Source organism: Sphingobium sp. TA15 (genome assembly GCF_037101235.1).
Taxonomy (GTDB): Bacteria; Pseudomonadota; Alphaproteobacteria; order Sphingomonadales; family Sphingomonadaceae; genus Sphingobium; species Sphingobium indicum.
Map to the genome: position 1 here is coordinate 104,475 of NZ_AP025356.1, position 13,026 is coordinate 117,500.

Annotated in this window: 10 protein-coding genes (1 of these 10 cut by a window edge); 7 read left to right on the forward strand and 3 right to left on the reverse strand. The window is 67.0% G+C overall.

Translation table 11 applies throughout. The annotated features are described in order from the left end of the window. Positions 1 to 134: 134 nt before the first annotated feature. Both Sj15T_RS17820 and Sj15T_RS17825 read left to right on the forward strand, forming a co-directional pair. Positions 135 to 2,060, forward strand: a complete 1,926-nt coding sequence (locus tag Sj15T_RS17820) for a pyrroloquinoline quinone-dependent dehydrogenase (RefSeq protein WP_013053688.1) — start codon at positions 135 to 137, stop codon at positions 2,058 to 2,060. A 9-nt stretch (positions 2,061 to 2,069) separates the two neighbouring features. After that, a complete protein-coding gene (locus tag Sj15T_RS17825) occupies positions 2,070 to 2,399 on the forward strand; it encodes a cytochrome c (RefSeq protein WP_007688114.1) in 330 nt (109 codons plus the stop codon). Between the two features lie 45 nt (positions 2,400 to 2,444). Here the strand turns inward: Sj15T_RS17825 and Sj15T_RS17830 are convergent, their stop codons facing one another. Both Sj15T_RS17830 and Sj15T_RS17835 read right to left on the reverse strand, forming a co-directional pair. Beyond that, a complete protein-coding gene (locus Sj15T_RS17830) occupies positions 2,445 to 3,461 on the reverse strand; it encodes an SMP-30/gluconolactonase/LRE family protein (protein WP_013053689.1) in 1,017 nt (338 codons plus the stop codon). Between the two features lie 57 nt (positions 3,462 to 3,518). Continuing rightward, the gene (locus Sj15T_RS17835; protein WP_253720748.1) at positions 3,519 to 4,430 is read right to left on the reverse strand and encodes a cupin domain-containing protein; all 912 of its coding nucleotides are present in this window, start codon (positions 4,428 to 4,430) and stop codon (positions 3,519 to 3,521) included. A gap of 114 nt (positions 4,431 to 4,544) precedes the next feature. Here Sj15T_RS17835 and Sj15T_RS17840 point away from each other — a divergent pair, with 114 nt between their 5' ends. Beyond that, the gene (locus tag Sj15T_RS17840) at positions 4,545 to 5,864 is read left to right on the forward strand and encodes an MFS transporter (protein WP_007688108.1); all 1,320 of its coding nucleotides are present in this window, start codon (positions 4,545 to 4,547) and stop codon (positions 5,862 to 5,864) included. Here Sj15T_RS17840 and Sj15T_RS17845 read toward each other — a convergent pair. Next, positions 5,842 to 6,318, reverse strand: a complete 477-nt coding sequence (locus Sj15T_RS17845; protein ID WP_013053691.1) for a hypothetical protein — start codon at positions 6,316 to 6,318, stop codon at positions 5,842 to 5,844. The genes Sj15T_RS17840 and Sj15T_RS17845 overlap by 23 nt on opposite strands. A gap of 104 nt (positions 6,319 to 6,422) precedes the next feature. Here Sj15T_RS17845 and Sj15T_RS17850 point away from each other — a divergent pair, with 104 nt between their 5' ends. From Sj15T_RS17850 to Sj15T_RS17865, 4 genes are all read left to right on the forward strand, one after another. After that, complete coding sequence (locus tag Sj15T_RS17850) at positions 6,423 to 7,415, forward strand: cupin domain-containing protein (protein ID WP_013053692.1); 993 nt, start codon at positions 6,423 to 6,425, stop codon at positions 7,413 to 7,415. A gap of 118 nt (positions 7,416 to 7,533) precedes the next feature. Then, entirely contained in the window at positions 7,534 to 10,500 is a 2,967-nt protein-coding gene (locus Sj15T_RS17855) for a TonB-dependent receptor (protein ID WP_007688103.1), read from the forward strand. A 330-nt stretch (positions 10,501 to 10,830) separates the two neighbouring features. Then, positions 10,831 to 11,718, forward strand: a complete 888-nt coding sequence (locus Sj15T_RS17860) for an EamA family transporter (protein ID WP_013053693.1) — start codon at positions 10,831 to 10,833, stop codon at positions 11,716 to 11,718. A 148-nt stretch (positions 11,719 to 11,866) separates the two neighbouring features. Then, a protein-coding gene (locus Sj15T_RS17865; protein ID WP_013053694.1) for a hypothetical protein crosses the window boundary here: on the forward strand, positions 11,867 to 13,026 show its 5' portion. The gene runs 1,240 nt beyond the window's last position; 1,160 of the gene's 2,400 nt are visible here — the first part of the coding sequence; it begins with the start codon at positions 11,867 to 11,869; its stop codon lies off the right edge, out of view.

Genomic DNA, 13,026 nt, shown 5'->3' on the forward strand with positions numbered 1-13,026 from the left:
CGCGCCGTTCCGAAAGGCGCAGATTTTCCCGTGCAGATCATATTGTATATGATTTAACCCTCTGCTAGCATTACTAAGACAAAAGAACAACCGGGCTTGTCGGCCAAAGGTCAACCCCCGCCTTCAGGAGAGGCATGTCGTTGAAAATCGCATCTTCGTTCCGCCGGTCCATCGCATTGGCCTCCATGATTTCCGTTGCCGCCAGCGCCCTGGGTGGCGCGGCCGGGGCGGCGCCGTCCGCCGACGCCGACTGGGCCGCCTATGGCCGCGATCCCGGCGGCGCGCGCCATTCGCCGCTCAGGCAGATCACCACCGCCAACGTGTCCACCCTGCGGCAGGCTTGGGTATATCATATGCGCCCGCCCGGCGTGACAGCGGATACGGGGCCGATGCCCGACGGCATGCGCGCCAAGTTCGCCACGGGATTTTCGGCGTCGGAAGCGACCCCGTTGGTGGTCGATGGCGTCATGTATCTCGCCACGCCCTATAATCGCGTCGTCGCGCTGGACGCCGCGACGGGGAAGGAACGCTGGGCCTATACGCTGGCGAACAAGGACCAGCCCTCGACCCGCGGCGTCGCCTATTGGCCCGGAGCCAGGGGGAAGGGGGCGCGCATCTTCTTCGGCACGCGGTCGGGCAAGCTGATCGCGCTCGACGCCGCGACTGGCCAGCCTGCCGCCGCCTTCGGGGAGGCGGGAATCGTCAACATGAAGACGCCCGAGGTGATGAACGGCCTGCGCGCCGCGCCGCTGGGCATGAGCAGCCCGCCCGCCATCTACAAGGATCTGGTCATCACCGGATCGCGGGTGCAGGAAATGCCGGTCAAGGGCGCGGCGGGCGACGTGCGCGCCTGGGACGCGCGCACCGGCAAGCTGGTCTGGACCTTCCACACCATCCCGCAGGCGGGGGAGAAGGGGTCGGAGACCTGGGAGGGGGACAGCGCGAAGGCGCGGTCGGGCACCAATGTCTGGACCTTCGTGCAGGTCGATGAAAAGCGCGGCATCGCCTATCTGCCCGTCGGCGCGCCGACTTTCGACAGGTGGGGCGCGGACCGCAAGGGCGCCAATCTCTATTCCAACTCCGTGGTCGCGGTGGACGCGGCGACCGGCAAATATCTCTGGCATTTCCAGACCGTGCACCACGACATCTGGGATCTCGACCTGCCGACGCTGACGCTGGTCGACATCAAACGCGGCGGGCGGGTCACGCCGGCGCTGGTGGCGATGAACAAGACGGCGATCATGTTCATCCTGGACCGCGTGACCGGCAAGCCGCTGTTCGACGTGCGCGAAGTGCCGGTGCCGACGGAAACCGACGTGCCGGGCGAGCAGCCCTGGCCGACCCAGCCCATGCCCGTCGCGCCGCCGCCGCTGACCCGCCTGTCCTACGATGCCGACGACATATTGGACGTCACGCCGGAGCTGAAGGCCCGGTGCGAGGCGCTGGTCAAGAAGCTGAACATCACCCCCAGCAAGCCGTTCCAGCCGCTGCGCGCCGACAGCGCGATCAACTTCTTCCCCGGCAGCCTGGGCGGCGCGGACTGGGGCGGTGGCGCATTCGACCCCGATCTGGGGCTTTACGTCATCAACCTCAACGAACTCGCCAGCCCCCAGCAGTTGGAGCAGCAGCCCGACGGAAGCTGGGGCATGAAGGGCGGCTACGCCTATTTCGCGGACATGGAAACCGGCTTCCCCTGTCACAAGCCGCCATGGGGCGAGCTGGTGGCCGTGGATGTCGTCAAGGGCGCGGTGGCGTGGCGCCGCCCCCTGGGCGACACCGGCCATCCCGCACTCAAGGATGCGGGCATCACCAGCGCGGGCGGGCCGTTCACGACATCGGGCGGGCTGACCTTCATCGGCGCGACCAAGGACCAGCGCTTCCGCGCCTTCGAAACGAAGACGGGCAAGCTGCTCTGGACGGCGGAACTGCCCGGTTCCAGCTATGGGACGCCGATGACCTATGCCGCGGGGAAACGGCAGATGGTCGCCGTCGTGGCGACGGGGGGCTTCGCCTTTTCACCGGCCACCAGCGACGCGGTGGTGGCCTATGCGCTTCCTTGAGGACATGACATGCATAAAGTCGGATTGACGATCATGGCCCTTGCCCTGCCCCTGATCGGGGCGGGGGCGATGGCCCAGCAGGCGCCCGCCACCGTAGCCGCGGCGACCCCGCCGCCCGGCCCCGGCCTGGACCTGATCAATGAACGCTGCGGTTTCTGCCACACGACCGGGCAGGTGTTCCAGAAGCGGCGGAGCGAGGCGGAATGGGCGGCGACCGTGCAGGGCATGGCCGATCGCGGGGCGGAGGTCTCGCCGGAGGAGATCAAGACGATCACCGCCTATCTGGCGAAAAACTATGCCCCCGCCCCTGGCGCCGCGCCGAGCGCGGGCGGCCGTTAAACGCGGTTCGGCTCAAGCGGGCGGCGCGTGGCCGCCCGCTGCCCTTCATTGACCCCTGGCGTAGAGCGGCAGCATTCCCTTCACCTTGCTGCGCAGGCGATAGATGCTGGTGCTGCCGGTGATGTAGACCATGTGCCCATCCTCCGCGAAGGCCAGATTGGCCGCCGTTTCCGGCAGCCTGATCTGCCCCAGCACCTTGCCCTGCGGCGTGACGATGCGGATGCCGCCGGGGCCCGTCATCCAGATATTGCCGGCCGTGTCGACCTTCAGCCCGTCCGGCCCGCCGCGACCGCCGGGGAAGCGGATCAGCTCGCGCGGCGCGGACAGGCTGCCGTCCGGGCGCACGTCATAGGCGCGGATATACATGTCCGGCCCGTAATTGCCGACATAGAGGGTCTTGAAATCGGGGGAGAAACCGATCCCATTGGGCAGCGTCATGTCGGTGATGACCGGCGTCAGCCGGCCGTCGGCATAGCGGAACACGGCGTTATAGGGCAGTTCCTTGGCCGGGTCCTTGTCCATGCCGTTGAACAGGCCGAAGGGCGGATCGGTGAACCACAGCGCCCCGCTCTTGTCATAGACCAGGTCGTTGGGGCTGTTCAGCCGCTTGCCCTGATAGTCCGACAGAAAGGGTTGCAGGCTGCCGTCCTTGCCGACCCTGACGATGCGGCGCGCGCCCATCTGCGTCATCAGCACCGTGCCGTCGGGGGCGGGGGCCATGCCGTTGGAACCGATGCTGGCGCCCGCCGGGGGATTGGGCAGGCCGCCCGAATTGGCGAGCAGTTCCTCGACCTTCCCGTCCGGGGTGACGGCCCGCATCTTGTCCCCGGTCACGTCGGAGAACCAGAGCCGGCCATCATGCCAGAGCGGCCCCTCCGTAAAGCCGAAGCCGGTCGCCACCCGCTCGATCGGCGTGCCCGGCGCGATGATCGCGTCGAACGCCGGGTCCAGCCGTTCGAAGGAGGGCGCGGCCGCCGATGCGGCGGGCGCCTGCGCCAGCGACGGCGCGGTCAGGGGGCAGAGCGCCGCGGCGAGCAGGGCGGCGCGAAGGCGGGAGGACATGGGCTTGGTTCCTTCTTGGATGATGGAAAGGGGGGAGGCGAGAGGACCGGCGCGACGCTATCGGCGCGGTCGCAGGCGCGCCTCGGCTTCGGCGCGGTAGCGGGCCTTCGCCGCCAGATCGCGCGCCACGCCGATCACCATGAGTTCGAGCGGCTGGCCGCCCGTCTGGCGGATCGCCCGCGCCTCGCCCAGGTCGACGGGCACGGCGTCGCCCGCCCGGATCGGCGCGGTCTCCCCGCCCAGCGTCACCTCGCCCGTGCCGGAGATCGCATAATAGACCTCGCTCATGTCCGCCTGCGTCCGGCGGCCCAGCGTCGCGCCGGCGGGCAGAAGGATATGGTCGACATAGGACCAGGGCGTGGAGAACACCGCGGGGCCCAAGGCGCGGCGATAGAGAACGGCCCCGGTCGCGTCGGGCAGCGCTGCCGCCGCCGGCTTCAGCAGGGCGCGGTCCAGCCGCATGTTGATGAATTGCGGCACGGGATCGAGCGTCGCGCCGGTGCGCGGGTCGCCCAGATCGAAATTGTCATAGCTCTTGGTCATGCCGACATTGACGTTCAGCCATTGCAGCGGCCGGTCGGTCGGATTGTAGATGCCATGGGCATGCCCCATGCGGTCGGGCACGCCGGCCGGCCCGGCCAGGCGAGAGGTGCGCCCGTCGATGGTGAATTCCGCCTCCCCGTCGAGGATGACGAACATCTCCTCGCAATCATTGTGGAAATGCTGGCCGATGCCGCTTTTCGGCGCGATCGTCCCGCGATGGACGAAGATGAGGTTGGTGCTGAGCGCATCGGCGCCCAGCAGCGGCCCGAACTTCATCGATCCCGCGCCGCCATGGACGCCGTTCGCGACCCGCATGCCGTCCGGATCGGTATGGCCGATGCGTTGCGCCAGCGGCGGCGCGGCCTGCGCGGCGGTTCCGCCAAAGGCCATCAGCGCTGCGACCAGCGCCATGCGCGGCGTGCCCATGCCCATCTTCCCCTCTCCAATGCTTGCTCTTGCCTGCTTATGCGGACATACATCATCTTGTCTCGAATCATATAGTATATTGTTTGGCGCAGAAGCCAAGCGGGAGGGATGGTTATGAATGGAGCCGCGCGGTCCAGGGTCAGGCTGGGCCTGATCTTCCTGTTGTTCATCATCAGCGCGATCGCCTTTCTCGATCGCACCAATATTTCCGTCGCTGGCGTGGAGATGCGGAAGGAATATGCCATAGACCAGGTCCAGCTGGGCTGGGTCTTCAGCGCCTTCCTGATCGGCTATGCGCTGTTCCAGGTGCCGGCGGGCTGGCTCGCGGCGCGCTACGGCCCGCGCATCGTGCTGACGGGCGCGCTGCTGTGGTGGGGCGTGTTCACCGCCGCGACGGCGCTGATCCATCCGGAGGGCAGCGCCGCGCTGCTGCTGCTGGCGCTGACCCGCTTCGCGCTCGGCATCGGCGAATCGGTCGTCTATCCATGCGGCAACCAGTTCCTGTCGCGCTGGATACCCGCGCAGGAGAGGGGAAAGGCGAACGGGTGGATCTTCGCCGGGGTGGGGGCCGGGTCGGGCATCACGCCGCCGCTGATCACCGCGATCATCCTGTGGGGCGGCTGGCGCGCATCCTTTTATGTCTGCGCGGTCCTGGGCCTTGCCGCCGCCGCCATCTGGTTCTGGCTGGCGCGGGACCGGCCGCAGGAGCACCCCTCCGTCAACGCGGCCGAACTCGCGCATATTGAGGCGGGCCTGCCCCCAGCCAAAAGGGCGTCGTCCGGACCCATTCCCTGGGGCGCCATATTTTCCAGCCGCAACGTCTGGGGCCTGTTCGTCAGCTATTTCGCCTTCGGCTACGTCATCTGGATATTCTTCAGCTGGTTCTTCATCTACCTGGCCGAAGCCCGGCACCTGGACGTCAAGTCGAGCGCCGTCTTCTCCATGCTGCCCTTCTTGTGCATGACCTTCGGCTGCCTGCTGGGCGGCGTGATCAACGACCGGGTGTCGGCGCGCCATGGCCTCTATTGGGGACGGTCCGGGCTGGGCATCCTGTCCTTCGTCCTGACCGGCCTGTTCCTGGCCGGCGGATCGATGGTCGACAACGCCCCGCTGGCGGTGCTGATCCTGGCGGGCGGAGCGGGCGCGATCTACCTCTCGCAAAGCTCCTTCTGGTCGGTGACGGCGGACATCGCCGGGCCGCATAGCGGCGTCGTGTCCGGCTTCATGAACATGGGGTGCCAGATCGGCGGGGCGCTGACCTCCACCCTGACGCCGATGATCGCCGCGCAGTTCGGCTGGACGGCGGCCTTCATCGCGGGGTCCGCCGTGGTGCTGGCGGGGGTGCTCGCCTGGGCGGTCGTCGACCCGAACCGGCTGCTGGAGCAGCCGGCCGGGGAGGGCGCCCTGGGGCCTATTGGCGGCGCGACAGCCTGACGGTGAAGGGCTTGCGTCCCTCCATGTCGAAGAAGGTGGTGCCGAAGGGCGTGCGACGGACATGGACCATGGCGCCGACCGGCGGCGGCGGCCCTACGGTCGTCATGTCATAGGCGGTGCCGTCCTCCAGCTCCAGCCGGTAATAGCCATGCCGCAACGGGACGGCGGCCTTCAGCCGGCTGTCGAAATCCGTGCGGCTCTTGAGCGCGTCGCGACGGTCCCGATAGCTGTCGCTTTCTGCCGCCGCCGCTCCCGCCGCCGGTGCCGGGGCGGGCGACGCGGGGAGGGGAATCGGGCGGCTGTCCGCCGCCGCGCGGCCCGACCGGCGATCATAGCAGGCCAGGCGTTCCGACGGGTCGTCCAGACGCGCGCAGCCATCTTCCTGCGCATGGGCGACGCATTGCGGAAACAACGCAATCCCGCCGATCACGGCCAGTTTCCAGATGTGCTTCACGCCCTTCTCCTCTTTTCATGTCATAATTTGTTTGACTAATGCCCCAACATCATATCCTATATGATCAATTGCAAGACGCAAAAGTCTGCTCAAGGGGAGGATTGATGGCAATCGTCAAGGCCGCATTCTATCTGTGTTCGCCCGCTCTGCTCATCCTGGGGGCGGCGGCCCAGACGTCCGCGCCGTCCCCGTCCCAGGCCCCATCCCCGATTCCATCCCAGGCCCCATCCACGCCGCCCGCCCGGCCGCCCATGGAAAATGCCTGGTCGCCCAAGCGGACGCCGCCGCGCGCCTATGACGCGCCCAATCGTCCTTGGTGGAAGCTGGCGGACATATTGGCCGCGCACAAGGGCGAGAAAAGCTGGACGCACGCCATCGTCCGCAACCGCGACCTGGAGGCGGACTGGCGCCAGATGGCCGCCGGGCAGCGCACCGAACCGCTGATGTACGCCGACAACGCCACCGCCCTCATCGTCTGGGGCGGGCAGCTCCGGGTCAGCATCAAGGGGCAGGAACCCTTCGTCGCGGTCAAGGGCGGGGAGGTCAACATCCCCTTCCGCCTGCCGTTCACGCTGGAAAGCGTGGGCGAGGAGCCGGCGCTGTGGCTGGAGGTGCACGGCGCGGGCGACGTGCCGCTCTATCCCGTCGCGACCAGGCCGGACAAGCCGAAGGACGTGCCCGGCTTCACCTATGTGAAGGCCGCCCTGATGGGTGGGGACGGGCGTTACGGCGCCGCCGACCGGCCCTATCTCGACTATTACAGGGATGTGGTGACGGGCGGGCAAAGGGCTGGCGCCTTCATGGCCGGCGATCATCTGTTCGTGAACAATATTCGCGGCGCCGGCATCCAGACTCCGCCGGCCAGCGACCTGGGCCATTTCCACTTCGGCTATGATGAATTCTGGTTCGTCATGGAAGGCAATATCGATTACCAGATCGAAGGCGTGCCGTTCTTCACCGCGTCGCCCGGCGACGTCGTGACTGCCGCGCAGGGCCGGTGGCACCGGGCCAGCTTCGGCGGGCAACCGGGCCGGATGGCCACGCGCGTCGCGATCAACCCTTATCCCCGCGGCCTGCACAGCTTCCAGCCGCACTGAAGCGCGCTCCCCGGAGCGCATCGCCAAAGCTCGACGATCCAGAGGCTTTCAGCCTCTTCGGAAAACCGCAAGTTCAACCAGAAATCCTATAGTATATGATATGGAAAGGGAGAGAGTCATGTTGGGAGAATATCTGCCTGCACGATTGAACAGCTCGCTGATCGCGATCGCGGCGGCGATGGTGGCCGGCCAGCCCGCGCTGGCGCAGGATAATGCGACCATCGCGCCGCCGCCCCAGGGCAGCCAGTCGGTGGCCGACAGCGACATCATCGTCACCGGCTCCGCCATTCGCGGCGTGGCGCCGGTCGGGTCCAACCTGATTTCGGTGGGCCAGGACACGATCGAGAAGACCGCGCCCGTCAACGTGTCGCAGCTCGTCAACACCGTGCCGTCCATTTCCACGGCCGGCTCGGTCGCGCAGGGCGAGAACGCCTATTCCTATTATTCGCCGCAGATCCACAGCCTTGCGGGATCCTCGTCCAACACGACGCTGGTGATCATGGACGGCCTGCGCCTGCCCGGCGGCGGCACGCAGTTCGCCCAGACCGACCCCAACATCATCCCGGTCAGCGCGATCCAGCGGGTCGAGGTTCTGGCCGACGGCGCGTCGTCCGTCTACGGGTCGGACGCGGTCGCGGGCGTGGTCAACTTCATCACCCGGCGGACGTTCGACGGGTTCGAGGCGAACGCGCAGGCGGGCTTTGCCGACAGCTATCACAACACCAACTTCAACTTCATCTGGGGCAAGAAGTGGGACACGGGCGGCGTCTATGTCGCGGGTTCCTATTCGGACCAGTCGGAACTGAAGAACAGGGATCGCCGCTTTTCCAGCCTGGGCGACTATCGCCCGGTCGGCGGCACCAACACCAACAGCTACCAGTGCAGTCCCGCGACGATCATCGCGCCGGGGGTCAGCGGCGTCTTCCTTTCGCCCGGCGCGACGACGACCGTCCCCAATATCCAGGCGAACGCGCCCTGCAACAATTCGGTCTACGCCAATCTCCTGCCCTCGCAGTTCCGTGCGAACGCGATGATCAAGGTGACGAACGATTTTTCGGACAAGTTCACCGTCACGGCGATGATGAACTACAACCGCCAGGAAACCCATAACGCCTCCGGCCCCGGCGGCCTGACCAACGCCGCCGCCTTCGGCCCCGGATCGGGCCGGGGCGGCCAGATCAACCCCTTCTACCAGGCGCCCGCCGGCGCGCCCGGCGCCACGCAGCAGACGGTCACATGGCTCGCCCTGCTGCCCGACGGAAATTATGGCGAACAGGAATCGCAGTCGGATTCGATCTATTCCACCGCCGTCGCGGAATATCACGTCAATGACGACTGGACGCTGACCTTCAGCGACGCCTTCGGCTGGAACCGCTCGGCGCTCAACACCGTCAACGGCTTCTGTTCGGCCTGCGCCCTGCTGGCGCTGAACGGCACCGCGCAGTTGAGCGGCAGCACCACGGCGACCAACATTCCCGGCCAGAACGTCATCGCGCTCAACCTGCCGCTGACGGCGGCGAACGCGCTGGACGTCTGGCGGCCCTTCGACGGCACCAACCGGACCTCCGAAGCGGTCATCCGCTCGCTCTATCGCAACAATAGCGAGAATACGAACTACAACACGTTCAACCAGATGAAGCTGGACCTGAACGGATCGCTGTTCAGCCTTCCCGCGGGCAAGCTCAAGATCGCGGTCGGCGGCGAATATCTCTGGTATGAACAGACGCAGAAGATCACCGGCTCCAACAATACCGGCCCGACCACGACCGGCTCCAACTTCCGCGTCTACAACTACAAGCGCGACGTGAAGTCGCTCTATGCCGAACTCTATATTCCGGTCGTCTCCCCGGATATGGGCATTCCGCTGGTGCACAGCTTCGACCTCAGCATTTCCGGCCGCTACGACAGCTATAGCGACGTGGGATCGACCACCAATCCGAAGTTCGCCGCGAACTGGGAGCCGGTGGAGGGCGTCAAGCTGCGCGGCAACTATTCCCGCGCCTTCGTGGCGCCGCCGACCGCCGTCATCGGCGATCCGACCCAGGGCTATCTCTACGCTTCGGGCAGCGTCGGCGTGAACGGCACGCAGATCGCCGTGCCCATCGCCAACTATCCCGATGTCGTGAACATCCCCGGCGTGCAGTGCGATGCGACCACCTGCACCATCGGCACCCCGGCGATCCAGGGCATGCGGCGCCAGCTTGGCGGCGGCTTTTCCAACATGACCCCGCAAAAGGGGCGGAGCTGGTCGGCGGGCATCGACCTAGCGCCGCGCTTCCTGCCCGGCTTCACCGCCGCCTTCACCTATTTCCACAACAAGTTCATCGGCGGCGTCTCCTCCCCCAGCCCCAGCGCCATCGTGAACTCGGCCGGGCTGCGCAACCTGCTGACCATCTGTCCGCAGACCTGTTCGCCGGCGCAGATCGACGAGTTCGCCAATATCGCCAACGGCGCGACGGTGTCGGGCGCGATCCCGCCGCAGGTCTATTTCCTGATCGACCAGAGCAGCCGCAACGCGCTGAACCTGACGGTGGAGGGCATTGACGGCCAGTTCAACTATCGCGCGGACATCGGCGAACTGGGCAGCTTCGTGATCGGCACGGGCTTCACCTATTTCACCAAGTTCCGGCAGAATTTCGGCGGAGGCACGGACTTCAGCATCCTCAACACGTCGGGCTACAACACCACCTTCCCCTCTGTGCGGTTCAAGAACCGCGCCCAACTGGGCTGGGCGAAGGACGGGCTGTCGGCGGACCTGTTCTGGAACCATACGGGTTCCTACCGCAACTGGATCAGCACCACGGTGGCGCCGATCATCGTCAATTCGGCGGGCAATCCCATCGGCGGCGGCGACAAGGTCAAGGCCAACGACACGTTCGACCTGCACCTGCAATATGAGTTCCAGGGCGAGAGCTTCGCCCGGGGATGGCAGATCTATGTCGACGCGCAGAACATCCTGGACAAGGATCCGCCCTTCTACAACGGCAACACCAACGGCATTTTGGGCGGCGCATGGGGCTATAACGGCTTTGTCTCCAACCCGATCGGCCGCATGGTCTCGGTGGGCCTGCGCATCCGCATGTAGTCCTTCCGCCCGGTCGCCGGAGCATTTTCAAGTCGACCGTTCACGGCCAACGGCTGGGAAAATGCGGCATTGAAGGACGAGGAAAGGGCTCCGGAGCATCCATGCTCCGGAGCCTTTTCGCATTGGGGACTTCGCATTGGGGACAGGGCCGGCGAACAGGCGCCGCGCCGGATTGTCGCGGCCAGCCATGTCCCGCGCCGCGATGCGCGGCGTCCAGGGGGACGACTATGGCAAGGGCGGCCAACATCGGCTATTGGCCATTTCCGGACATCCCAGTTCGTCCTCGCGGCATGGTCCATCCGCGACCGTCCCTCAAAGTCCGAGTGTCGCATGCCCTCTGTTGCCGCGCCGCGATCCGTTTCCACGCGTGTCGATCCCATCGCCTTCGGGGCGCTTTCGCTTTCCCTTCTGTCGGTCACTTCCGGCGCGTCGCTGGCCAAGCGGCTGTTCCCGCTGGTGGGGCCGGAGGGGGCGACGACGCTGCGCCTCATCGTCGGCGCGGTCATCCTGTCGCTGGTGTTCAGGCCCTGGCGGCTGGACTGGCGGGCGGGTTGGCGGCCGCTGCTGGCCTATGGCGTGGTGCTGGGGGTCATGAACCTCTCCTTCTACAATGCGCTGGCCTATATTCCGCTGGGGCTGGCGATCGCGATCGAATTCACCGGCCCCCTGGCCGTCGCCCTGCTCACCTCGCGGCGGAGGCTGGACTTTCTCTGGATCGGTCTTGCGGTGCTGGGCCTGGCCAGCCTGCTGCCGCTCTGGGGCGCATCGTCCCGGCTCGACTGGCGCGGCATCGCGCTGGCGCTTATGGCCGGGGCGTGCTGGGCCGGCTATATCCTGATCGGCAGGCGCGCGGGCCGCATGCACGGAGCGGCGGCCTCCGCCGGGGGCATGATCGTCGCCGCCCTGCTCGTCGCACCGGTCGGGATGGTCCATGCCGGCGCCGCGCTGCTCGCGCCCGACGCGCTGCTGCTCGGCGTCGCGGTGGGCATCGTTTCCAGCGCCATCCCCTATTCGCTGGAGATGGTGGCCCTGCCCAGATTGCCGTCCAACACATTCGGCATCCTGATGAGCGCCGAACCCGCCGTCGGCGCGGTCATGGCGCTGATCCTGCTGGGCGAAGTGCTGACCCTGGCCCAGTGGTTCGCCATCGGCCTCATCATCTGCGCGTCTGTCGGCACGGCGGTCACCGCCCGCTCGGAGGCGATGGAGCAGCCGTGACCGCCCCGCGGCTCCACCGGCCGCCCCTGCTCGTCCCGCGATCCTGACCCTTCGTCGCAAGGCCGGTTGCCTCGCCCGCGCTCTTGGAATTGGGGGAGCGATATGGGACAGCGGAATCTGGATCGCTGACAGGAAGATGCCGGGACTTATGCCGCTGCCGAGCCGACGGAATATCTTGCCCCGGACCTGCGGCGCCGCAGCCGCCGCGCTGTGCGCCGCGTCGGCGCAGGCCGCCGATCCCGCGCCGTTCGAGCTTGGCGGGCCGGGCCTGCGCATCGCGGTCACGCGGGGGAAGGACGTGCTTCCCATCGCGCAGGTGCCCAGCCTGGCCGAAGGCGACAGGCTGTCGATCAGGGCCGACCTGCCGGAGGATCAGGGCGCGAAGTTCCTGCTGCTCTCCACCTTTCTGCGCGGCGCCACCAACCCGCCGCCCAAGGATTGGATCAAGTCCGCCGAAAGCTGGAAGAAGAAGGCGAAGGACAACAGCCTGTCCCTGACCGTGCCGAAGGGCGCGCGGCAGATGACGCTGTTCCTGGTTCCCGACACCGGCGGCGCGGAAGGCACGATCGAGGACGCGGTGCGCGGCAAGCCGGGCGAGTTCGTCCGCGCGACGCAGGAACTCAACCAGGCCTCGCTCGACCGCTCGCGGCTCGACGCCTTCATGGCGGCGATCCGGGCGCAGGAAAACAGCCATCCCGAATATCTGCGATCCGTCGCTCCCGCCCTGGCGCGCAGCCTGTCGATGAAGCTCAACGACGAATGCCTGTCGAAAGTGGTCGAGCTTCAGGCCAATTGCCTGCTGGAAAATCGCGAGCAACTGGTGCTGGCGGACGTGCACAGCAGTTCCATCGCGGAAACGCTGACCGGCGCGCCGACCGACCTTGCCCTGCAACTCAGTTCCACGCGGGAGGCGGGCTATGGCTTCTACAGCCCCTATATCGGCGTGGTGCGCGACCTGGCCAGGATTTTCGGCGCGTTCAGCAATCCGGAGTTCGACTATCTGCCGACGCTCAGCATCCGGCGGGGCGATGCCGCCGCGCTGCTGCTCAACAAGGCGCCTTCCTTCCAGAAGCCGAAGTCGGTGCTGGTCGTGGGCATGCCCGCCATAGAGGCCGACAGCCCGCCCCGCCTGCGCAGCGCCGCCAACGGCCCGATCTGCGCGGCGCGCCCCGGCGTGGTGCTTCCGGTGGAGGGCGCGCCGCTCATCTATTCGACCGCCTATGCGCGCAACATGACGGTGAAGCTGACGGCGGCGAGCGGGGATATGATCGACCTGCCGGTGGAGGCGCGGGCGGACCGGGGCGGCTA